Source organism: Novosphingobium kalidii (genome assembly GCF_040534015.1).
Classification (GTDB): Bacteria; Pseudomonadota; Alphaproteobacteria; order Sphingomonadales; family Sphingomonadaceae; genus Novosphingobium; species Novosphingobium kalidii.
Genome location: NZ_JBEWLY010000021.1, coordinates 25,541 through 45,981 on the forward strand (window position 1 = coordinate 25,541; position 20,441 = coordinate 45,981).

Consider the following 20,441-nt stretch of genomic DNA (forward strand, 5'->3'; position numbering starts at 1 on the left):
CGATCATGAACCTGATCTCTACCCGTGTGCCCGCTCCCAAACCGTGGATCGAAGCGATCCACGCCTATGTGCCGGGCAAATCGACAGGCGCGGATGGAAGGCCGCTGATCAAGCTCTCCGCCAACGAGAACCCGTTGGGCACAAGCCCGGCCGCGCTGGCAGCGCGGGCAAGTGCAGTGGAGCCCTCGCTCTACCCGGACCCTGACAGCACCTCCTTGCGTGCGGCTCTTGGCGAACTGCACGGAATTGATCCGGCGCGGATACTGTGCGGAACAGGATCGGGCGAACTGCTCGGCATTGCGGCCAATGCCTATGCAGGACCGGGTGATGAAGTGCTGTACGTCCGCTACGGCTTCTCGCTTTACGAGATTGTCGCGCGCCGTTGCGGCGCCACTCCGGTGATTGCTCCCGATGCGGACTATGGCACCGATGTCGACGTGTTGCTCTCGATGGTGAGCGACAGGACTCGTGTGGTGTTCGTCGCCAATCCCAACAATCCGACCGGCAGCTTCCTCCCCCGCGGCGAAATCGCAAGGTTGCATGCTGCTCTGGCTCCCGAGGTCCTGCTCGTCATCGACCAGGCCTATGCCGAATACGTTGCACCAGAGGATGACGACGGCGCACTCGAATTGGCGGCATCGCAGCCGAATGTGCTGGTAACCCGCACTTTCTCGAAGGCGTACGGCCTTGCCGGCGAACGTGTGGGTTGGGCGACCGGCCCGGCCGGGGTGATCGAAGTGCTCAATCGCATCCGCGGCCCCTTCAACCTGAACAACAGCGCCCAGGCGGTCGCTCTGGCCGCCGTTCAAGATGCAGATTTCGTCGAGCACAGTCGACTGCATAACCTGGACGTTCGCGCCAGCTTTGTCCGAGCCGTGGAAGCGCTCGGCAATCATGGTTTGCGGGCGCTTCCTAGCGAAGCCAACTTCGTCCTCGTCCTGTTTCAAGGGGCGCTCACTGCCGAGGCTGCGTACCAGGGGCTGGCTGAGCGCGGCTATATCGTGCGCTGGCTTCCCGGTCAGGGCTTGCCCCAGGCGCTGCGCTTCACGATCGGCCATGCCCGTGACATGGACACCATCGCAGCCGCCTTGGGCGAAATGGCCGAGGCAGCGAAGTGAACGGTCTGGGAATGAAAGGCGCGGGGACATGACTTTCCAGCGCGTCGCCATCATCGGTCTTGGCCTGCAAGGCGGGTCCATCGGACTGGCTGTGCAGGCCTATCTTCCCGACGTCTTTACCACCGGCACGGACATCGACCCCGGGACTCGTGCCCGCGCAGCAGAGCGCGGACTCGTCCACAAGGTCTGCGACACGTCTGCCGAAGCGGCTGCCGATGCCGATCTGATCATCTTCTGCGTGCCGCCGGGTGCGATGGGGCCCGCAGCGGCAGACGTGCGCGCGAGCCTTCCAGCCGGAGCGCTCGTCAGCGACGTGGGTTCGAGCAAGCAAGCCGTCGCCAAAGCCCTTGGCGAGGCCTTGCCGGATCACCTTGTGATCCCTGCCCACCCGGTGGCAGGCACTGAGAACTCAGGTCCTGACGCAGGCTTCGCGCAGCTTTTCCGAAACCGCTGGTGCATCGTCACGCCCCCGGCGCAGACAGACCTCGTGAAGCTGTCCAGCCTCGTCGCGTTCTGGGAGGCTCTGGGCGCGAACGTGGAGATCATGGACCCCGAGCATCACGACCTAGTGCTTGCCGTAACCAGCCACCTGCCGCACCTGATCGCCTATACGATCGTCGGCACCGCGTCGGATCTTGAGGAAGTCACCCGCTCGGAGGTGATTAAATATTCCGCTGGCGGCTTCCGGGACTTTACCCGGATCGCAGCCTCCGATCCGACCATGTGGCGCGACGTGTTCCTATCGAACCGCGAAGCGGTGCTGACCATGCTCCAGCGCTTCACTGAGGATCTCACTGCGCTTCAGCGCGCGATTCGCATCGGAGACGGCGAAATGCTGTTCAGCCAATTTGCTCGCACTCGCGCGATCCGCCGCTCGATCATCGAGGAAGGGCAGGACGATGCCCGTCCGGATTTCGGACGGGCCGACCACGATGCGACAGAGGGCTAAAGCTCTCGCCTCCGCGCTGCAAAGTAGACGTCGGCCGACTAAGCCCTGCGCGGCAGGCCGGGAGCCGTCGCCTGCGGAAGTCCCGCACCGTTGGCGCTCTCCTGAAAGGGCGCCTCCGGGGTTAGTCCATTGATCGCCGCGATTACCTTCGCCTCGATCTCATCCCGGGGAAGGCCGGAAGGGATGGGCGCGCCAACTCGATAGGTGATCGTCCCCGATCGCTTCCACGTCCGATGATAGAGCGGCCCGCTATCCACCGCCACGGGGACGACCGGAAGGCGAAGCAGCTTGTAGAGCCCTGCAAAGCCCGAGCCGAGCGGTGCCGTGTGCCCGTGCGGTATCCGCGTCCCCTCGGGGAAGATGGCCAGAACCCGACCGGCGGCGATCATCGTCCGTGCCTCGTTCAGCATCGTGCGCAGAGCCTTGGCCCCTTGATCCCGTTCGACGCCGATCAGGCCAAAATTGCGCCCTGCCTTCCCCCAGAGTGGAATGCGCAGCAACTCGGCCTTGGCTATAACGGCGGGTTCGTTGAGCAGGTAGGGCAAGTCGATCGCCTCAAAGAAGCTCTCGTGCTTGATCGCGACAAGGGCATGGGACAGCGGCAGTTCACCCTCGATGACCACGCGAATGCCCAGCAGCAACCGGGCACAGGTTCGATGATATCGGCTCCACCCGACGACTACCCGCGCGAAGCGGTCTCGGCTGATTGGCAGCATAGCCAAAGCCGAAAGCACATAGCCGGCTGATCCAACGTAGAACGCCACATAGAAAAGAACATTACGCAAAACTTGGATCGGACGTGTCACTGACGTAGCCTTTGCCATGTATCGATCATCCAGCGTGCCAGCAGCTTGTGGTATTCGAGGAAGAGAACTTGCAAGGACGGTTCGCTGTGCACGGCGTCGCGCAGCACTGCTATGTGGGCTGGCAACGCCCGACCCAGCTCATACGCCGCGCGGCGCATGTGCCAGTCGACAGTGACCACGCGCACAGAACGGGCGCCGTTCGCACGCAACCAGTTGCCGGCCTCCACCGCGTTGGACCGGGTGTCGAATGCGCGGTAGCCCAGTGTAATGCAGCACTGCATCAAACGCTCGGAGACGTTGTACTCGCGTGCGAACTCGACGGTGCGGACTTCGGGATCCACACCCGAAACAAGCAGACGCGGCGCAAGCCCCTCTCGCAACACGTTGATCGCGCGCGGAATACGGCCCGGACCTCCTGTAAGAACGATAACTGCATCCGTACGTTGGCCGTCCGCCGGTTGCGGCAGCGTGACTGCGAACCACAGGAAACCAAAAACCCATAGCAGTAAGAAGAATGCGGCGATGCGGCGGAACATGAGAGAGCTTATAGCATCTTACGCAGCGCATGCATCACGGTCAGCCGGGCAGTCAGCATTGCCAGCAGCGTCGCCAGCAGCGGCACGAGTGCAAGCAGCAGCCAGTCGGTCCAAACAAGCCCGCCACTGCTCACCATGCCCGCTCCAAGCCCGGAAAAGCGGCGCCCCAGCCCCAGGATGACCATCATTGCCAGCGCCAGGCCGACTGCGCCTCCCCCCGCCGCGTCCCATCCGATCGAGCGCTGGAATACGCGAGCGATTTGCGTGTCGGTGCCGCCGAGCAGGTGAACGATTTCGATCGTGTCGCGGTTGGTCCCGAGGGCCGAACGCGCCGCCAGCAGCACCGCTGCCGCCAAGGCGCCCGCGAGCAGCACGACCAGTGCGATCGCCAGCCACTGCAGAGAGACGATCGCATCGAATACCGGCCGCAACCAGGTGGCCTGCGCATCGACGCGTGCGGACGGGGCAACCGGTAAGAGCGCCTCTTCGACAACTGCAACTTGTGACCGCGTAGTGGGCCGTCTGAGCCGAACGTCGATCAAGGCGGGGACCGGAATTGCCGCTGCGGCCGGGTCCTCGTCGACTGAGCCGAGCCAAGGCGCGACCAGCTTATCCAGTTCCTCCTGGGGCACCAAGCGTATGCTCTGAATGCCGGGAAGCACTTTGAGCGCGGCGAGCGCTCGGGTCACTTCCCGCTCGCGCAAGTCCGTTCGGGGCTCGACGATCTGTACAGTCACCCCGCCCTCGATCTCCGCCGTGGCAGCGGTCACCGTGTTGCCAAGAGTAAGGCCGGCAGCAAGCGCGATGGCCGTCAACGCTACCATGATCGCGATGACCCACGGCATCGGGCCGGAAAGGCGTGCCTGCGGCACGAGCTCGGCCTCACCTCTTGCGAAAAGCGCGCGACGCCGCCCGATCCTGCCCGGGCTCTTGTCCGGTGAAGCCCGGCTCATGTTCTCATGCCCCTTACGTTACCCGCCGCGGCGGGTATCGCAACGCGCCGGTTGGATCGGAAAGGCGTCCCCGATCAAGCCGCATGATCAGCGGATTGGAGACCTTCTTCAACAAATGAACATCGTGGGTGGCTACCACGACCGTCGTGCCCTGACGGTTAAGCAGCTCGAACAGTCGCAATAGCTTCACCGCCATCTCCGGATCGACGTTTCCTGTGGGCTCGTCCGCCACAAGCACGTCCGGCCTCCCGATCACTGCACGCGCGATGGCGATACGCTGCTGTTCTCCGCCAGATAGCGTCGCCGGCCGCGCATCGCGGCGGTCCGCCAAGCCCACCCAGTCCAGGATATCGGCAACAGGCCCGGCTATCTCTCGCTCGCCAAAGCCCGCGACGCGCAAGGGCAGCGCCACGTTATCAAACGCGCTCAAGTGAGGGACCAGCCGGAAATCCTGGAAGACCACTCCGATCCGTCGCCGCATCGCGGGCAGGCCGCTGCGGGGCGTGGTGATCGCATCCTTGCCGAACATGCGAATGACGCCTCGCGATGGCCGCTGCGCGAGATAGAGCAGCCGCAGAAGCGAGGTCTTGCCCGCGCCGCTCGCGCCGGTCAGAAAATAAAAGGTGCCGGGAAACAGCGTGAACGACAAGTCGCTCAGCACCTCGCGGTCGGTGCTGTAGCGCAGGCCCACGTTGTCGAAATGGACGATTTCGTCCCCAGCCGTAATGCTCATCAATTCGTCTTCAAAAACGGAGTGCGCGAGGTACGCCGAACGGGCTATGGCGGTCAATGAATGTGGAAAAAAGAGCTCAGAACCATGAAGCCGCTGGTCATCGTCTTGTCGCATGGGCCGTTCTCATGTCTAGGGTGACACTATGATCATCGCCTGCCCCGCTTGTGCGACCCGCTACGCGGTCCCGGACAGTGCGATCGGCGTGGAAGGCCGCACGGTGCGGTGCGCCAAGTGCCGCCACAGCTGGTTCCAGTACGCATCGGTAGAGGACCTGACCGAAGCTGGTCCGGGCGCGACAGCCGAAGCAGGCAGTACGCCCACACCCCCAACCGAACCGTCAGGCAACACACCGCCAGCGCCCACGTCGGTGGATGGCCCTTTGCCTGAAGCGCCCCAGCCAGCACCCCGCACCCACAAACCCGTGGACGAGCTTCCGAAGCCGCCGTTGGCGGATCGCGAGCCGGCGCAAGGGCCCCGGCGCACCTACTACGATGATACGAGCGAAACCCAGTTTTCGGACGAGAGCCCTTCGCGCTTCGACTTCGCGCCTCCCTTTCGGCCCCGGCGCAACTGGGCGAAGATCGGGATGCTGGCGGCTATCGTATTCGCGGTCGTAACATTGGGGCTCGCGGGGCTGGTCGCCTGGGCCGGCCTGCCAGACTGGGTTCCGGTCGCAAGACCCACCTTCGCGCAAGCGCAACAGGACCTCGTGCTGGATTTTCCTGCCAAGCGGCAAGACCGACGCACTCTTCCTAACGGCACCGAGTATTTCGGTGCCAGCGGGACGGTCAGCAATATCGGCCGAGAGAGCCGTTACGTGCCGACAATTCTGATCGTGCTGCGTGATGCGCGAGACCGCATCGTCTACAGCTGGGAAGTCGTGCCGCCCAAGCGGGAGCTGGCACCGGGCGAGACAATCACCATAAACGAAGCCGTGACCGACGTTCCAAAGTCGGCCAAATCGGCAGAAATAGGATGGAAGCCGGCCTGAACCGGGCAGCAGTCGCGAAAACAATCGTTATCGCCGCTTGCAGCCTTTCAAAGCCTTTGCTAAGGGCGCGCTCCTGCCCCGGGAAGAGCGTCAGCGCATCCCGAGATTTAGCGGTCGTGGCGGAATTGGTAGACGCGCAACGTTGAGGTCGTTGTGGGCGAAAGCCCGTGGAAGTTCGAGTCTTCTCGACCGCACCAGGCAGTTTCGGAACAGCACTGAGTTTCGCCTTCGGGCACCCGGCTGGTGCACAGCCGCGCAGTGCTGCGCCTTCTCGCCGTCGATTTTCAGATACGGTGAAGATAGAGACCGCCGCCGAGACCCAGCACATAGTCACGAAAACAGCTGGATTCTCCGTTTGGAAGAACCCCGCCGCACCCTCGCTGCAGGTCTGTTACTCGCGGTTCAGGACATCAGCCGGCGAGACCCAGGAGCATTCCTTGCGAGTCTCGTAGTAGCAGTACCGACGTTTGCCCTTGGTAGCGTAGCTCGGCACGATCGCCCGGCCTTGTGGATCAGCGACTATCCCCTGTAGTAGTGCTCTTTGCGGATCGTTGGTCTCGCGTCGCGACGGTGCCTTCCGCAAGCTTCGCCTGAACCGCATCCCAGAGCTGCTGGCCAACGATCGGCTGGTGTTCGCCTAGGTAGAGGTTGTCCTTGTGGACCAGCATGCGCCGATAGACAGGGTTCTTTAGCAAGTAGAACAAGCTGCCACGCTTAAAGGGGATGCCTCCCCCGTGGGGTCCGCTGCTCCGCACCTGCACCTTGGTTCCAATGCCTTCCACATTGAGCTGCTGGAGCAGCGCTGGAGCTGACCCCGCGTCCAGATAGCGCAGCATGATCATGCGCATCCGTTCGGCTTCTTCTGGGACGACGATCAGCTTGCGATCGATCACCTTGTATCCAAGGAGCACCGGACCGCCCATCCACAAGCCCTTCTTCTTTGAGGCCGCGATCTTGTTGCGAATGCGCTCGCCGGTAACCTCGCGCTCGAACTGTGCTAACGAGAGCAGCACGTTGAGTGTGAGGCGTCCCATGCTAGTAGTCGTGTTGAACGCCTGGGTGATAGAGACGAAGCTGGCTTGCCGCGCATCGAGCCGTTCGACGATCTTGGCAAAGGCGGCAAGGCTGCGAGTGAGGCGATCGACCTTGTAGACGACGATCACATCGACACGGCCCGCATCGACTTCGTTCATAGGGGCCTCGATGCCGGGCCGCTCCATGTTGCCATCTGAGAAGCCGCCATCATGCCGCCCTTCGTTCAGCATGCCGCTGAGGTTGATAAGAACCATAAGCCGCCACTTAGAGCCACTCTGCTGCTTTCCGAAAGCGGACGCTTGTTCAGTGCAGCCTCAAGACCGCATAGGTGCGCTTGGCTTTATCGCGACGAGCTTAACCTTGGTCGACAGTGGCTTACTGCACTCGCCCGCCGCCAGTTGCTCGGACCGGCTCATCGGGCAATCGGCTGGCGCGGGCTTGAAGGGGCAAAGCGCACCGCTTTGCCCCTTCAAGCTTACATATCGGCAGCGGTTGGTCGCACGATGATCTCGTTGATGTCCACGCCGTCCGGCTGTTCTAGCGCGTAGCGGATAGCCCGAGCGATCGCGTCGGGCCCTAGCGACTTCTTGCGCCAGGTTCGAAGGCCGTCCGCGACTTCGGGCACGCTGATGTCGTGGCCGAGCTCGGTCGCGACGACGCCAGGCGAAATCAGCGTCGAGCGCACCTCGTCATGCTCCTGGCGCAAGCCCTCGGTGATCACCTTCACCGCATGCTTGGTGGCGCAGTAAACCGCAGCCGTAGGCATGACCATATGCGCCGCGACCGAGGCCACATTGACGACGTGCCCGGACCGCTGCGCTACGAAGCGAGGGAGCACGGCGGCGATGCCGTGCAGCACTCCGCGCACGTTTACGTCGATCATGCGGTTCCACTCATCCAGCTTGACTGCCGCCAGCGCCGACAGCGGCATCACACCCGCATTGTTGACCAGCGCATCGACTCGACCGAACCGCTCGACAGCGGCGTCTGCAAAGGCCTGGAAGTCGGTTGCATCCGTCACGTCGAGCGTACGCCAGGCAAGGTTGCCGCCAAGTTCGTGCGCTAGCGCCTCGAGCCGCTCGGCCCGGCGAGCACCTATGAACAGCCGGGCGCCGGTTCCGGCAAGCTCGCGAACGGCGGCCTCGCCGATGCCACTGGATGCACCGGTGATGAGGATGGTTTTGTTGATGGTGGGCATACGTTGTCTCCATTGCACCGGTTTGTGGGGCTAGCGAGGATATGGAGCGATACAGGGCGTAGCCGTTAGGCCGATCATCCGGCAGACTTGCCCGATACTACGAATTTGGAAGACAGGACCTTGCAATCTGCCAGCGCAGGGGCAGAAGACCGCCATGCGCAACGCTGCCCATCTCGCCGACCTGATCTCGCGCCATCTGCCGTCAACGGGCATGGTCGCAACCGCCCTGCCCCGTCTGTCGCTGTTCCGCGCGGATATGCCTAGCGCGCCCTTGCCAGCCGTTTACGAAGCATCAGCTTGCCTGATCGCACAAGGCGCCAAGCGCGTCGCTCTGGGTGACCAGGTCATCCTGTACGATGCTGCACACCATCTCGTGGTGTCCTTGGACCTACCACTCGTCGGCCATGTCGTCCAAGCCAGCCACGAAGCGCCATACCTTTGCTGCAAGATCGACTTCGATTTGGGTGTGCTCAGCGATCTGGTGCTGGCAGCAGGGAACGATGCGGCGAGCGCTTCCGCTCCAGTTCTCGCCGCATACCCGATCGATCCTGAGTTGGTCGATGCGGCTTGCCGCCTCGTCGGCGTGCTTGACCAGCCCGCCCATGCCGCCTTCCTCGCACCCCTCGTAGAGCGCGAGATCCTGTACCGCCTACTGCAGGGCCCATGCGGGCCTATGATGCGGCGGATGGCAGCCGCCGACGGCCACCTCGCTCGCGTCGCACGTGCAGCGGCCCACATCCGCGAGCGTCCGGAGAGGCCCCTACGCGTGGCTGAGATTGCCGAGGTCGCGGGCATGAGCCCATCCTCGTTCCATCAGCATTTCAAGGCAGTGACGCGACTGACTCCATTGGAATACCAGAAACAGCTACGTCTCCAAGAGGCACGTCGCTTGATGCTGAGCCAAGGCGTCGGTGCATCGGCGGCGGCCTTCGCGGTCGGCTACGAGAGCCCATCACAGTTCAGCCGTGAGTACAGGCGCCTGTTCGGGGCGCCGCCGTCGATTGACGTTCGTCGCGCTCAAGTAAGTGAGCAGAACCCCATCGCCGCTTGAAGCTTCATGGCGACCCAATCGCAGACATCCCGCGGCTCTGGCGCGCTTCGCACAAGCTGCCGTTCATGCCGCTGTGCTGAGAGGCACTAGAGGTAGCACGCGACAAGCAGCGAACGGGAGAGATCGTGTTGTTCTGGATGCCTGCAAGCGGCGCCAGCGGCGATTGCCGCTACATTAACTTGCCGGTAGCCCAAATCCCGACAGCAAGGAACACAAGCGCCGACCATGCGATGAGAGTCTTCTGCCAATCGCGGGGCTGCCAACGCGCCAATTTCCCGCGCCGCGATCCACTTGGCAGGGTCGGCCGATAGCCCTTAAACTGTTGCTCGTTCTTCGGCGGACGCTGGAACTTGTGCACGCTACCCATAATCAAGATCTTACCTGGCAATGCATCGTGAGTCGATCAGATAAGGGGCTGAACGAGCCGGAGGTCTCAAAGGCTGGATCGGCCATCCCTGCGCCGGATTGTGGCGTGAGCCGCGGGGCCGCCTTCATGACGGCCGCAGGCATAATGCCCGCCGCGGTTCCGCCGTTGATCCAGATTCGACTATACGGGGGGTATTATCGCACGTCCAATCCGGCGAATTTCGGGGACCCTCGGCGCGATCATCCTTGCCCAGCAGACAGATGTCGTTTGCCCGGTCCCTGGCTGGCAGGCGAGTGCACGACACGCTAGATCCCAGCATCGCAAGCCGTCGAAGCTGCGGTGCCGCCTGCATCAGAATCGCGATGTGGCCGCCCATCGACTGCCCTTCGCCGACGCTCACACTGGGGCTAATGGGCTGCAATCCCGGCCGTAGGGTACCTTCGCGTAGCCCCTCCAAGGCAACCTGCAGGACGGTATGATTGGCCTCAGCGATCGGGACAAGGCTTGCCTCCTACAGGCCCGGCATATCGCTCTCGCCAACCCGCAAGTGATCGATCGCGATCACGACAATCCCTTTGCCGATGCGATACTCGGCTTCGCTTCTCTCGTGTGACATCTCTGCCCGCTCGCCTCTTCTTAGAACGTAGAACGCCGGTTGTATCAACTGCATCGGTGAAGGGAGGTCGGCACCACGCGGCGAACTTCGCCACCGTCCTGCTAGAAACAACCGTTTGAGCGACGAGCGGCGGGGTGCTCAGAGCAATGCTCCCGCAAGTTCGCGCCAGATAGGCCGGGCCGCCGCGACACTCACGCCTGCCCCGGTTATCGCCTGGATGCAGACGTGGTCTGCTCCAGCGGCGAAGTGCTGCCCCACCCGCTCGGCGATCACCTCCGGCGTTCCCCAGGCGAAGAGTGCATCGACGAGACGATCGCTTAGGGCATCCATCTCGCCCTCGGAAAAGCCGAGCCGCTGCCAACTGCTGCGGTAATTCGGATACGAACTATAGTGCGACAGCGCGGCTCGCCCCATCTCGCGTGCGCGGACGGGATCCTTCTCCAGGATTATTCCCTGCTCCGGTGCGACCAGCCTGTCCGGGCCGACAGCCTGTCGAGCAAGCGCGGTATGTGCCGGCGTGATGAGGTAGGGGTGCACGCCGGCGGTACGCTCGCGAGCGAGTTCCAGCATCTTGGGGCCAAGCGCAGCCAGACACCGCGCCTGTTCGGGTAAGCCGGCTTCGTCGAGCAAGCCGAGGTAGTCCCGCATCGCCGCCAGCGGCTTCTTGTACGCGTCCCCGATCACGTGGGCATGGCTAACGCCGAGGCCGAGCAGGACACGCTGCTGCCTCGTGTGCTCCAGCCCGTGCCACCACTCGGCAACTTCGGCGGGCTCATGCTTCCAGATGTTGAGGATGCCCGTTGCAATTGTCATGCTGCGGGTTGCGGCGAGCAGGCGATCCAGGTCGCCAGTCAGGTCTCCGCCGATACCGCCCGGCACCCAAACTGCAGAGTATCCCAGTTCGTCGAGCTCGCTCGCCGCTTCGGCCGCTTCGCCATGATCACCGAAGCGAAGCTCGAGCGACCACACACCGATGCGTCCGACGCGCGCTTGAGCATTCATGTGGTGCACCCTTGTGCCACAGCCGGCAATTGAACTGGGGCAGTCCGGCGGAGGTCGCCGGCTCGAAGACCCGCCGCTCGATTCGCCGCACCTGCCGTGTTCAGGATCGCCGCAAGCGCATTGAAGTCGGCCCCCTTCGCCCGGGGGCCTGGCGGCAGCATGATCGGGAACAACGCCTCAATTTCGGGAGTCAGAGCCTTCGGCGGAAGGTTTTCGATCCGCTGCCTGTCGGGCGTGCCGCCATCGCTCATCCGGGCAGCCCTTCGACGATAACTACGCGCCAGTCGGCCGCTTCCTTGCGGTAGGCAAGGGCCTCCTGATACGCAGGGCTGTCGTACCAGGCGCGCGCATCTTCTACGGTCGGGAACTGCAGCATGACAATGCCATCGGGGTTGCTGCCTTCCGGAGCCTCGGACGCGCCGTAGACGACCAGAGGGCGAATGCCGAACTTCTCCTGGAAGGCAGGGGCGTTCTCGCGATTGATGCGCGAGTATTCGTCAATGGCGGCCCGATCCGTTACCGGAGTCTCGCGATAGACGATAATGTAAGCTGGCATCGTTCCCGTTTCCTTTTTTAGGCGATCGTCTCTTCACCGACCAGCGTCGTGCGGCTGAGCAGCCGTCCGCTGTTTGCCGGATATTGCTCCACTCGGTGCATGACGCCGGTGTTGTCCCAGATGATCATGTCGCCGACGGTCCACTGGTGGCGGTAGACGAACTGCGGCTGGGTTGCCCAAGCCTGCATTTCCTCGAGCAGTGCGGTGCCTTCCGCTTCGCTCATTCCCTCGACGCGGCCGGCAGTCAGGCCAAGGACAAGCGACTTGCGCCCGGAGCGGTGGGTCCAGACCATCGGCTGCACCTGCTCGGGAATTTCGCGCCAGCGTGCGACCTGAGCTGGGGTGGGATCGGCGTAGAGAGCGCGCTGGATGAACTCCTGCGAGTGAACCACCCGCAGGCTTTCGACGTATTGCCTCTTGTCCTCGGGCAAGTCCTCGTAAGCGGCATAAGTGTTCGCGAACTCGGTCTGGCCGCCCTCTTCAGACAGGACCCGTGCCGTCAGTAGCGAAGCAAGGGTCGGCACCGGATCGTTGGCGCCATCGATATGCCAATGCGTCGTGGCATGGAGGTAATCGGCCGTATCGTTTAAAGTAGGATCGAGCGTGATCTTGTAGATGCCCTTGATGCCCTGCTGGATCACTTCGCCGAGCGTTTCGGCGAATGCCAGTTGTTCCTCGTCGGACAAATCAAGCTCGGGGAACAACAGCACGCCGCGCTGCTCCAGCAGCTGTCGGATCTGCTGGGAATGGGCTCCGGACAGCAGCTCGGACCGGTCAGCCTCGACGCGCGAACCGATCCGCGGGGCGAGATCACTGATTTGCATGGTGGTGTTCCTTGACTTGTCTTGCCTCAGCCTTCGTCCAACATGCGCTTGACGTCGGCGACATAATCGATGTGCGCGTCGATATCGCCGCCTAGGCCTTTGTTCATCGACGGCACCCCCCCGTGCGTGCCGCCGGCGTCGCGCCAGCGCTTCAGGTGATCGACCGTTTCCTGCTTGTCGCGCGCGAACAGCGTCAGGAGTTCGCGGCCATATTCCGCCTCGTCCCGCCCGAGCTCGCGCAGGTGGTGCTGGACGCGGCCCCATGCCTCGACCGCACCTTCGCCCGATGCGGCGAAGACGAAACCGTCGCCGATGCGCGCGCCACGCTCGTAAGCGACCTCGCTGTGGCCGCCGATCCACAGCGGGATCTGCCGGCGCGGACGGGGGTTGATCCCAGCGCGATCGATCTTGTCGAACTCGCCCTGGAAGGTCAGGATCGGCGTGGTCCAGAGCTTGCGCAAATACTCGACCTGCTCTTCGACCCGCCGCCCGCGAGTCTTGAAGTTCTGCCCCAGAGCTTCGAATTCGACATAGTTCCAGCCGATGCCCACACCCAAACGCAGCCGCTCACGCGAAAGCAGGTCGACGTCCGCCGCCTGCTGCGCGACCAGCACCGTCTGGCGCTGCGGCAGGACGAGCACGCCGGTCGAGAACTGCAGCTTGGTGGTGATGGCCGCGGCAAATCCGAACAGAACGAAAGGATCGTGAAAGGTGTCCTTGTCGGTATATGGACCCGTCAGCTTGGGCTCGCGATCCTCGTGCGGGCACTTTACCACATGATCGTACGCCATCATGTGCGTGTAACCCATGTCCTCGACGGCAAGGCAGAACTTGCGGATCGCATCGGGATCTCCGGCGACCTCGGTCGTCGGATAGGCAACACCAATCTGCATGTTCATACTCTCTCCAACTCCGGCTTTTCGGCGGCCTAGCTCAACGCGGCGACATATGACCAAGACAATGTTGGTCGCCGGGGTATGTCGGACAGCTATACCATGCCCGCTAGTCTGCCGTCCCGAGAATACGCGCGCCGGCAAACACCCCCTTGTCCACCAGTCTGGCAAGCTCCTCTCGCAGGAACCGCTCCACTTCGATGACGGCGCGCGGCGATTGTGCTCCCGATTGCATGGCGAGGAAGACCTGGCGTTTTGGTGCCGGGTCGCTGATCGCTGCAGTCACAAGGCGACCTTCGGCAACCTGTCTGTGAACCGCGGATGGCGGCAGGATCGTGCAGAAGCGTCCGCTCTCCACCAGTTCCATCATCAGCTGGAACGAGTCGGACTGAAAGGCGATCGTAAGCTGGGTCCTGCTTTTCGCCGCGGCGGACTCGACCGCTATCCTAAGGCCGTGAGTATGGCTTGGCAGAACCAGCGGGATCTCTGGCAAGTCACGGAACTGAAGCTGGCCGCTAGCGGGTACGTGTCCCGGACTGCCGACCAGCACCAGTTCATCATCGAGGAGGCGGGTCGCGTTCACTCCGGATGGCGTGGGTCCATAGAGGATCGCGGCATCCAGCTCCCCTTGCTTGAGCCATTGCAGCAGGTGGCCCGAGTACCCCTCCACGATATGCAGCGAAACCCCCGGCGCTTCGTTCGCCACGCGCGCTGCCAAATCCGGCGCGAGGACTGACACGAACGTGGGGGGCATGCCAAAGCTGACGCTGCCCACCGTCTGCGTCGGAAGCGAGCGTACCTCATAGAGGGCATGGCCGATCTGCCGCAACGGGCCGGCAATGCGGCTGCGCAACGCCTCACCCGCTTCCGTCAGTTGCATGCCTCGGTGCCCGCGCGTGAACAGAGTGACGCCGAGCTCTTCCTCCAGGATCCGCATCTGCCGGCTGAGCGAAGGCTGGGCGATGCGCAGTCGCTCAGCGGTTCGCGTCAGCGAGCCGAGCTCCGCGATCTGAACGAAGTACCCAAGCCGCTTGAAATCGGCCATCGTGCGCTCTCCTTAACGATATAGCCTTTGACTATACCCACACGACACACATTGTCTTGGGCTATGGCGTACAGCAACGGCTATTGGCGCGTCAAAGCACAACTGGAGAGGTCTGGTGGAGATCGGGGTCGTCTACCCGCAAATCGAACTCGGCGGTGATCCGCATGCAGTCCGGATGATCGGGCGGGCGCCGGGACGCAGGCGGCACGCCCCTCGCCGTTCGGACGATGGGTCACGGTTTCACCCAGCCAGAGCAGCACAGCGAACTCTTTTCCCAATTTCCCCGCTCGCGCCGCGCGAAACGAACTGAGCATCGAGGAGCACGACCATGACAGAACTTGGCAAGATCGTTCAGGCCGCCGACGAGCTGGTGAAGCCGGTCACGATCGGCTCGGAAGCCTATGTGTCGGAAGACTATGCGCGTGCAGAGCAGGACCGGCTCTGGCGTCGCGTCTGGCTTCAGGCCGGACGGCTGGAGGACATTCCCGAAGTCGGTGACTTCATCACGTACGACATCCTGACCGACTCCATTCTGATCGTGCGCACCGCACCGGACCAGGTGAAAGCGTTCTACAACGTCTGCCCGCACCGTGGACGTCGTCTGGTCGACACGCCGCCGGGCAAGCGCAACGCGGGGGGGAACCGCTCGAACTTCATCTGCGGCTTCCACGCCTGGACCTTCGATCTGGAGGGCGGCTGCAAGTACATCCCCAACCGCGAGGACTGGCAGGGCGACCTGAACGATGAGGACGTGCGGCTGGGGGCTGTCCATTGCGACACCTGGGGCGGGTGGATCTGGATCAACATGGACGACGAGCCTCAGCCGCTGCGCGACTACCTGGAACCTGCGGCGACGTTGCTCGACCCTTATCAGCTCCAGAACATGCGGCCTCGCTGGCGCAAGTGGATCGTGTTCGAGTGCAACTGGAAGGTTGCGCTGGAAGCGTTCAACGAGACCTATCACGTCGCCAGCACGCATCCGGAGTTCATGGCCTTCGGTGAGTTTCCGGGTTGGGCGCGCAACCAAGGGCTGCACAGCAACATCGGCTATGATGCGCCTGCCGACATGGACGAACAGCAAGGCAAGCTGCGCATCGGCGCGGGCGAGGATGCACGTATCTCCACGGCGGAGATGCAGGCCTATACTTGGGCCGCGGCAAACACCAACACGACGAAGACGATGGTCGACGTCGCTCAGCGCCTGGCCGAGGAGCTGCCCGCCGGCACGCCGCCGGCCGAGGTGCTCGCCTATTGGATCACGCGCTCCAAGCAGGTGGATGCCGAGCGCGGCGTTGTCTGGCCGGAAGTGCCCTCTTCCCACGCCACCCAGGCGGGGACCAGCTGGCAGATCTTCCCCAACTTCCAGGTCGGCCAGGCCGTCAACAACATGCTGTGCTACCAGGCCCGGCCCCACGACTTCAACCCTGACAAGTGCGTGTTCGAAGCCGTGGTTTACGAGCTCTACCCGGAAGGGCAGGCGCCCGAGACGGAGTGGGAGTACACCGAGCGCGGCAACTGGCCCCCGGTGCTCGAGCAGGACTTCACCAATATGGCGGCCGTGCAGCAAGGCATGAAGAACAAGGGTTTTCGCGGCACCAAGCCCAACCCCTACCGTGAACGGGCCGTAGCCAGCCTGCACTACAACCTTGCCCGGTTCATGGGAACCGGTGCGCCGCACCGTCTCAAGTAAGCATCAGGAAGCAGGCAGGATCGTATGGATTTCGCGCTCAACGAAGATCAGCAGAACATTCGCGAGACGGTGCTCAAGCACTGCTCCCAGTTCAGCGACGAGTACTGGCTGGAGAAGGACCGCTCGGGCGAGTGGCCGCACGAGTTCCACAAGTCGATGGCGGAAGCCGGCTGGCTGGGCATCGCCATGCCCGAAGCGGTCGGCGGCGCTGGCCTCGGCATCACGGAAGCGGCGGTGATGCTGCAGGCGGTGGCGGAAAGCGGCGGCGGCATGGCGGCGGCCTCGACCATCCACGGCCCTGTGTTCGGGCTGGAGCCGGTGCATCTGTTCGGCACCGAAGAGCAGCAGGCGCGAATGATCCCGCCGATCCTCTCGGGCGAGGAGAAGATGTGCTTCGCGGTGACTGAGCCCAACACGGGCCTCGACACCACTAGCCTGAAGACTCGCGCCACGAAGGTCGATGGCGGCTACAGGGTGACGGGCGAGAAAATCTGGATCACCAACGCCCACGTCGCCGACCGCATGCTGCTGATCGCGCGCACCACGCCGCTTGAGGAGGTTAAGCGCAAGACGGAAGGTCTGACGCTGTTCTACTGCAAGCTGGATCGTGACGCGATCGAGCACCGGCTCATCCCGAAGATGGGGCGGCACGCAGTCGGATCGAACATGCTGTTCATCTCCGACTTGTTCATTCCCGATGAGGACCGCATCGGCGAGGAAGGCCAAGGCTTCAAGATCCTGCTTCAGGGCCTTAATCCCGAGCGCGTGCTGCTCGCCGCCGAGGCGACCGGATTGGGCCGCGTGGCGATCCAGAAGGCCAGCCGCTATGCCCGCGAGCGCGTCGTGTTCGGCCGCCCGATCGGCCAGAACCAGGGCATTCAGCACCCGCTTGCCAAGGCCTGGATGCAGGTCGAAGCGGCGACGCTGATGGTGTTCAAGGCAGCGACGCTGTTCGACCAAGGCAAGGACTGCGGCACGGAAGCGAACACCGCCAAGTTCCTTGCTGCAGAGGCTGGATACGAAGCTTGCCAGACAGCCGTCATGTCGATGGGCGGCATGGGCTATGCACAGGAGTACCACGTCGAGCGCTACCTGCGCGAAGTCATGATCCCGCGCATCGCCCCGGTCAGCCCGCACCAGATCATGAACTACATCGCCGAACGTGTGCTCGAACTGCCGAAGAGCTATTGATCCAAGACTGGCAGGTAAAGTCGCCGTGGGCACAGGTGCAGTCGCCGTGGCCACAGGTGCAGGATCCGGCATTGGGCGCGCCATTGCGCAAAAGCTCGCGCGCGACGGTGCGGCGGTCGCTATCTGGGATATCAATCAGCAATCGGCTGAAGAGACTCAGCGCCTCGTCAATGCCGACGGCGGTCGCGCTATTGCAGTGGCGTGGACTGCTCCAAGCAGGAGAACATCGCCGCCGGCGAGCGAACTGGGGCCGATCACGATCCTGATGAACAATGCCGGGATCACAGGCACGGTTCCTTCCTCGATCTGTCGGTCGACGACTTGGATCGCGATGGAATATGCAGCGCAGAACGTCACCGTGAACATGGTGCCACCGGCTTCATCGATACGCCGATGCTGCGTGCATCGCCCGTCGATGTGGACGCCTACGCGGCCACGATGCCGATGAAGCGCCCGGGCAAGCCCGAGAACGTCGCTGCAGCGTGCTCCTACCTCGCCTCTCCGGATGCCGCGTACGTCACCGGACAGACCATCAGCACGAACGGCGGCCGATACATGGGCTCGGCCTGAGGCCATGCCTGGACGCTATAGCCACGCGACAGGTTTTGTCGTGTTCTTGATGGCCGCGGTACCTTAAGCTCGGCTCAACAAAGCCCGTAACGAGGCGGGAATCGAGAGGAATGCGATGCAAAAACGCAACTTGGGGACACAGGGCCTTTCGGTTTCGGCACTTGGGCTCGGATGCATGAACCTGAGCGCAAGCTATGGGTCCAGCGTAGGGGAAGGCGATGCCCTGAACCTCCTCGCTCGTGCCGTCGAACTTGGCGTCACCATGTTCGACACCGCCGAGATGTACGGCCCCTTCAAGAACGAGCTGCTGGTTGGCAGCGCCTTGCGATCGGTCCGCGACCGGGTGGTCATCGCCACCAAGTTTGGCTTCGCGGTCCCGCCGGAGGGCGGCCGACCCACTGGCGTGAATAGCCGGCCCGAGCACATCCGAGAGGTCTGCGACGCCTCGCTGCAGCGGCTTGGGATCGAGACGATCGACCTCTTCTATCAGCACCGCGTCGACCCGGCGGTGCCCATCGAGGATGTCGCGGGAACCATCGGGGAGCTGGTCGCCGCAGGCAAGGTCCGCTACTTCGGATTGTCGGAGGCCGCACCCGCAACGATCCGCCGCGCCCATGCGACGCATCCGGTCACGGCGCTGCAGACCGAGTACTCGCTTTGGTCCCGCGATCCGGAGCAAGACGTCCTGCCGCTTTGCCGCGAATTGCAGATCGGCTTCGTCGCCTACAGCCCGCTCGGCCGAGGCTTTCTCGCCGCTGGAGCCAAGGAGTTGGCGAGCGACGATTTCCGGCGCAACCTCCCGCGCTGGCAAGGCTCCGCGCTGGAGCGGAACGTCGGCCTGTTCGAGACGCTTGCGGCGATCGCAGCCGAAAAGGCGTGCACACCAGCCCAGCTCTCGCTCGCGTGGCTGCTCCACAAGGGCGATGACATCGTGGCGATCCCCGGCACCACCAAGATCGCCCGTCTCGAGGAGAATGTCGCCTCGGCGCAAATCGCGCTCTCTCCCGACGAGATCGCCGCCATCGAGCGCGCCCTTCCCGCCGATGCCGTCGCCGGCGCACGGTACGACGAGGCCGGCTCCGCACTTCTGTCCCTGTGAGTACCCGCATGACCGACCGCACACTCGATACGTCCGACCTCGACGACTACATGGGCAAGCCGCTCGAACCCGGGCGGATGAAGGAACCGTTGCACAACAACGACTTCCGTCGCTGGGCGCAGGCGATGCACTACCCCAACCTGCTCCACTACGACACCGAGTTCTCCGCCGAAGGGCGCTACGGCAAGCTTGTGGCGCCGCAGTCCTTTGCCGTCGCTACCGACGACGGCCATGGCGCGACTCCGGCCTGCGTCGGGCGCATCCCCGGCTCCCACCTGATCTTCGGCGGTGACGAGTGGTGGTTCTTCGGCCCCCGAATCTTCGCGGGCGACATGATCGTCAACGAGCGGATTCCCTTCGACTACGTCGTCAAGGAAACGAAGTTCGCCGGACCGACCTGCTTCCAGCGGGGTGACAACAACTACTACAACCAGGCCGGCGACTTTGTGGCACGCCAGCGCTCGACCGGCATCCGCTACCGCAACGACCTGGCCGTGGAGATGGCCTCTCTCACGCAGACCGAGGATCCCGTCTGGAGCCCCGAGCAGCTCGAGGAACTGCAGGATCGCAAGTTCGCGTGGATCAAGAGCTTGCATGATCTTGGGCATGGCAAGCGCTTCTGGGAAGACGTCGAGATTGGCGACGCCTTGCCCGAGCGCGTGTTCGGACCACACACGATCGCCAGCTTCACCACGGAATGGCGAGCCTACCTCTTCACGATCTGGGGCGGCACGCACCGTGTGAACCCGGACTTCGAGGCCATGGGCTTTGACCCCGCGATGGCTGGCCACGAGAACGACGGCGTCATGGAGCGCATCAATCCGGAGCTGACCGATGGCGCCTATTTCGGCCCCTCGCGCGGTCACCTCTTCCCCGAATGGGCGCGCTACATCGGCATGCCTCGTGGCTATGGCTATGGCGCTTCGATGGGCGCGTGGATCATCGACTACCTCGCAGGCTGGGCCGGTGAATGGGGCCAGGTCGTGCATTCCAACGCGTTCTATCGCGGACCGGCCTTCACCGGCGACATCACGATCCAGAACGCGACCGTCTCCGACAAGCTGACCGATGATGAAGGCCGCAGTATCGTGCAGGTGGACTGCAAGATGACAAATCAACTCGGGACGACAATGGCGACCGCCATCGCGGAGATCGAGTTGCCTCGCAAGAGCAGCGGCAGCCCGCTTGCGGGCGGCGCCAAGGGAAGTGGAGAATGAC

At 63.4% G+C, this 20,441-nt stretch carries 23 protein-coding genes and 1 tRNA gene; 12 read left to right on the forward strand and 12 right to left on the reverse strand.

The window, feature by feature from the left end:
* Positions 1-5 precede the first annotated feature (5 nt).
* Both ABVV53_RS13400 and ABVV53_RS13405 read left to right on the forward strand, forming a co-directional pair.
* The gene (locus ABVV53_RS13400) at positions 6-1,118 is read left to right on the forward strand and encodes a pyridoxal phosphate-dependent aminotransferase (RefSeq protein ID WP_353984927.1); all 1,113 of its coding nucleotides are present in this window, start codon (positions 6-8) and stop codon (positions 1,116-1,118) included.
* A 28-nt stretch (positions 1,119-1,146) separates the two neighbouring features.
* Entirely contained in the window at positions 1,147-2,067 is a 921-nt protein-coding gene (locus ABVV53_RS13405) for a prephenate/arogenate dehydrogenase family protein (RefSeq protein WP_353984928.1), read from the forward strand.
* Between the two features lie 38 nt (positions 2,068-2,105).
* Here the strand turns inward: ABVV53_RS13405 and ABVV53_RS13410 are convergent, their stop codons facing one another.
* The 4 genes from ABVV53_RS13410 to ftsE are packed head-to-tail and all read right to left on the reverse strand — an operon-like array spanning position 2,106 to position 5,095.
* Positions 2,106-2,891 carry a lysophospholipid acyltransferase family protein gene (locus ABVV53_RS13410; protein WP_353984929.1) on the reverse strand — a complete coding sequence of 262 codons (786 nt, stop codon included), beginning with the start codon at positions 2,889-2,891 and terminating at the stop codon, positions 2,106-2,108.
* Complete coding sequence (locus ABVV53_RS13415; protein WP_353984930.1) at positions 2,870-3,409, reverse strand: YdcF family protein; 540 nt, start codon at positions 3,407-3,409, stop codon at positions 2,870-2,872. Before ABVV53_RS13415 ends, ABVV53_RS13410 begins: the two co-directional genes overlap by 22 nt.
* Positions 3,410-3,417: 8 nt before the next feature.
* Positions 3,418-4,362 (reverse strand): cell division protein FtsX, encoded by a 945-nt coding sequence (locus tag ABVV53_RS13420; RefSeq protein ID WP_419956780.1) that lies wholly within the window; start codon positions 4,360-4,362, stop codon positions 3,418-3,420.
* A gap of 13 nt (positions 4,363-4,375) precedes the next feature.
* Positions 4,376-5,095, reverse strand: coding sequence for a cell division ATP-binding protein FtsE (gene ftsE, locus ABVV53_RS13425; RefSeq protein WP_353984931.1), 720 nt, complete (start codon positions 5,093-5,095; stop codon positions 4,376-4,378).
* Positions 5,096-5,237: 142 nt separating this feature from the next.
* Between ftsE and ABVV53_RS13430 the strand changes: the two genes are divergently transcribed.
* Together ABVV53_RS13430 and ABVV53_RS13435 are read left to right on the forward strand one after the other, a co-directional pair.
* On the forward strand, positions 5,238-6,086 hold the full coding sequence (locus tag ABVV53_RS13430) for an MJ0042-type zinc finger domain-containing protein (RefSeq protein ID WP_353984932.1): 849 nt from the start codon (positions 5,238-5,240) through the stop codon (positions 6,084-6,086).
* Between the two features lie 110 nt (positions 6,087-6,196).
* Positions 6,197-6,283: transfer RNA gene (locus ABVV53_RS13435), tRNA-Leu, on the forward strand.
* Positions 6,284-6,598: 315 nt separating this feature from the next.
* Here the strand turns inward: ABVV53_RS13435 and ABVV53_RS13440 are convergent.
* Positions 6,599-7,375, reverse strand: coding sequence for a recombinase family protein (locus ABVV53_RS13440; RefSeq protein WP_353984933.1), 777 nt, complete (start codon positions 7,373-7,375; stop codon positions 6,599-6,601).
* Between the two features lie 221 nt (positions 7,376-7,596).
* Complete coding sequence (locus ABVV53_RS13445; RefSeq protein WP_353984934.1) at positions 7,597-8,319, reverse strand: SDR family oxidoreductase; 723 nt, start codon at positions 8,317-8,319, stop codon at positions 7,597-7,599.
* A 154-nt stretch (positions 8,320-8,473) separates the two neighbouring features.
* Here ABVV53_RS13445 and ABVV53_RS13450 point away from each other — a divergent pair, with 154 nt between their 5' ends.
* Positions 8,474-9,370, forward strand: coding sequence for an AraC family transcriptional regulator (locus ABVV53_RS13450; protein ID WP_353984935.1), 897 nt, complete (start codon positions 8,474-8,476; stop codon positions 9,368-9,370).
* Between the two features lie 842 nt (positions 9,371-10,212).
* Positions 10,213-10,350, forward strand: coding sequence for a hypothetical protein (locus ABVV53_RS13455; protein ID WP_353984936.1), 138 nt, complete (start codon positions 10,213-10,215; stop codon positions 10,348-10,350).
* Positions 10,351-10,491: 141 nt separating this feature from the next.
* Here the strand turns inward: ABVV53_RS13455 and ABVV53_RS13460 are convergent, their stop codons facing one another.
* The 6 genes from ABVV53_RS13460 to ABVV53_RS13485 form a co-directional block, all read right to left on the reverse strand.
* The gene (locus ABVV53_RS13460; protein WP_353984937.1) at positions 10,492-11,355 is read right to left on the reverse strand and encodes a TIGR03620 family F420-dependent LLM class oxidoreductase; all 864 of its coding nucleotides are present in this window, start codon (positions 11,353-11,355) and stop codon (positions 10,492-10,494) included.
* Positions 11,352-11,606 (reverse strand): hypothetical protein, encoded by a 255-nt coding sequence (locus ABVV53_RS13465; protein ID WP_353984938.1) that lies wholly within the window; start codon positions 11,604-11,606, stop codon positions 11,352-11,354. The genes ABVV53_RS13460 and ABVV53_RS13465 overlap by 4 nt, the downstream gene beginning before the upstream one ends.
* A complete protein-coding gene (locus tag ABVV53_RS13470; RefSeq protein ID WP_353984939.1) occupies positions 11,603-11,911 on the reverse strand; it encodes a DUF1330 domain-containing protein in 309 nt (102 codons plus the stop codon). The genes ABVV53_RS13465 and ABVV53_RS13470 overlap by 4 nt, the downstream gene beginning before the upstream one ends.
* 17 nt (positions 11,912-11,928) lie before the next feature.
* Complete coding sequence (locus ABVV53_RS13475; protein ID WP_353984940.1) at positions 11,929-12,735, reverse strand: TauD/TfdA dioxygenase family protein; 807 nt, start codon at positions 12,733-12,735, stop codon at positions 11,929-11,931.
* 26 nt (positions 12,736-12,761) lie between these two features.
* Positions 12,762-13,634 carry an LLM class F420-dependent oxidoreductase gene (locus ABVV53_RS13480; RefSeq protein WP_353984941.1) on the reverse strand — a complete coding sequence of 291 codons (873 nt, stop codon included), beginning with the start codon at positions 13,632-13,634 and terminating at the stop codon, positions 12,762-12,764.
* A gap of 103 nt (positions 13,635-13,737) precedes the next feature.
* Positions 13,738-14,673, reverse strand: coding sequence for a LysR family transcriptional regulator (locus ABVV53_RS13485; protein WP_353984942.1), 936 nt, complete (start codon positions 14,671-14,673; stop codon positions 13,738-13,740).
* A gap of 328 nt (positions 14,674-15,001) precedes the next feature.
* Between ABVV53_RS13485 and ABVV53_RS13490 the strand changes: the two genes are divergently transcribed.
* From ABVV53_RS13490 to ABVV53_RS13515, 6 genes are all read left to right on the forward strand, one after another.
* A complete protein-coding gene (locus ABVV53_RS13490) occupies positions 15,002-16,363 on the forward strand; it encodes an aromatic ring-hydroxylating oxygenase subunit alpha (RefSeq protein ID WP_353984943.1) in 1,362 nt (453 codons plus the stop codon).
* A gap of 24 nt (positions 16,364-16,387) precedes the next feature.
* A complete protein-coding gene (locus ABVV53_RS13495; RefSeq protein ID WP_353984944.1) occupies positions 16,388-17,554 on the forward strand; it encodes an acyl-CoA dehydrogenase family protein in 1,167 nt (388 codons plus the stop codon).
* Between the two features lie 46 nt (positions 17,555-17,600).
* Positions 17,601-18,002: an SDR family NAD(P)-dependent oxidoreductase gene (locus ABVV53_RS13500; RefSeq protein ID WP_353984945.1), complete on the forward strand. Its 402-nt coding sequence runs from the start codon at positions 17,601-17,603 to the stop codon at positions 18,000-18,002.
* Complete coding sequence (locus tag ABVV53_RS13505) at positions 17,948-18,124, forward strand: SDR family oxidoreductase (protein ID WP_353984946.1); 177 nt, start codon at positions 17,948-17,950, stop codon at positions 18,122-18,124. The genes ABVV53_RS13500 and ABVV53_RS13505 overlap by 55 nt, the downstream gene beginning before the upstream one ends.
* A gap of 115 nt (positions 18,125-18,239) precedes the next feature.
* Positions 18,240-19,223: an aldo/keto reductase gene (locus ABVV53_RS13510; protein WP_353984947.1), complete on the forward strand. Its 984-nt coding sequence runs from the start codon at positions 18,240-18,242 to the stop codon at positions 19,221-19,223.
* A gap of 8 nt (positions 19,224-19,231) precedes the next feature.
* A complete protein-coding gene (locus ABVV53_RS13515) occupies positions 19,232-20,440 on the forward strand; it encodes an FAS1-like dehydratase domain-containing protein (protein WP_353984948.1) in 1,209 nt (402 codons plus the stop codon).
* Position 20,441: the final 1 nt, after the last annotated feature.

Coding starts and splice junctions, on each gene's coding strand:
- ABVV53_RS13410 (WP_353984929.1), bottom strand. CDS start 2,891: ATGGCAAAGGCTACGTCAGTGACACGTCCGATCCAAGTTTTGCGTAAT.
- ABVV53_RS13420 (WP_419956780.1), bottom strand. CDS start 4,362: ATGAGCCGGGCTTCACCGGACAAGAGCCCGGGCAGGATCGGGCGGCGT.
- ftsE (WP_353984931.1), bottom strand. CDS start 5,095: ATGAGCATTACGGCTGGGGACGAAATCGTCCATTTCGACAACGTGGGC.
- ABVV53_RS13470 (WP_353984939.1), bottom strand. CDS start 11,911: ATGCCAGCTTACATTATCGTCTATCGCGAGACTCCGGTAACGGATCGG.
- ABVV53_RS13400 (WP_353984927.1), top strand. CDS start 6: ATGAACCTGATCTCTACCCGTGTGCCCGCTCCCAAACCGTGGATCGAA.
- ABVV53_RS13430 (WP_353984932.1), top strand. CDS start 5,238: ATGATCATCGCCTGCCCCGCTTGTGCGACCCGCTACGCGGTCCCGGAC.
- ABVV53_RS13510 (WP_353984947.1), top strand. CDS start 18,240: ATGCAAAAACGCAACTTGGGGACACAGGGCCTTTCGGTTTCGGCACTT.
- ABVV53_RS13415 (WP_353984930.1), bottom strand. CDS start 3,409: ATGTTCCGCCGCATCGCCGCATTCTTCTTACTGCTATGGGTTTTTGGT.
- ABVV53_RS13480 (WP_353984941.1), bottom strand. CDS start 13,634: ATGAACATGCAGATTGGTGTTGCCTATCCGACGACCGAGGTCGCCGGA.
- ABVV53_RS13440 (WP_353984933.1), bottom strand. CDS start 7,375: ATGGTTCTTATCAACCTCAGCGGCATGCTGAACGAAGGGCGGCATGAT.
- ABVV53_RS13505 (WP_353984946.1), top strand. CDS start 17,948: ATGCTGCGTGCATCGCCCGTCGATGTGGACGCCTACGCGGCCACGATG.
- ABVV53_RS13495 (WP_353984944.1), top strand. CDS start 16,388: ATGGATTTCGCGCTCAACGAAGATCAGCAGAACATTCGCGAGACGGTG.
- ABVV53_RS13405 (WP_353984928.1), top strand. CDS start 1,147: ATGACTTTCCAGCGCGTCGCCATCATCGGTCTTGGCCTGCAAGGCGGG.
- ABVV53_RS13450 (WP_353984935.1), top strand. CDS start 8,474: ATGCGCAACGCTGCCCATCTCGCCGACCTGATCTCGCGCCATCTGCCG.
- ABVV53_RS13475 (WP_353984940.1), bottom strand. CDS start 12,735: ATGCAAATCAGTGATCTCGCCCCGCGGATCGGTTCGCGCGTCGAGGCT.
- ABVV53_RS13460 (WP_353984937.1), bottom strand. CDS start 11,355: ATGAATGCTCAAGCGCGCGTCGGACGCATCGGTGTGTGGTCGCTCGAG.
- ABVV53_RS13455 (WP_353984936.1), top strand. CDS start 10,213: ATGATTGGCCTCAGCGATCGGGACAAGGCTTGCCTCCTACAGGCCCGG.
- ABVV53_RS13485 (WP_353984942.1), bottom strand. CDS start 14,673: ATGGCCGATTTCAAGCGGCTTGGGTACTTCGTTCAGATCGCGGAGCTC.
- ABVV53_RS13445 (WP_353984934.1), bottom strand. CDS start 8,319: ATGCCCACCATCAACAAAACCATCCTCATCACCGGTGCATCCAGTGGC.
- ABVV53_RS13465 (WP_353984938.1), bottom strand. CDS start 11,606: ATGAGCGATGGCGGCACGCCCGACAGGCAGCGGATCGAAAACCTTCCG.
- ABVV53_RS13490 (WP_353984943.1), top strand. CDS start 15,002: ATGACAGAACTTGGCAAGATCGTTCAGGCCGCCGACGAGCTGGTGAAG.
- ABVV53_RS13515 (WP_353984948.1), top strand. CDS start 19,232: ATGACCGACCGCACACTCGATACGTCCGACCTCGACGACTACATGGGC.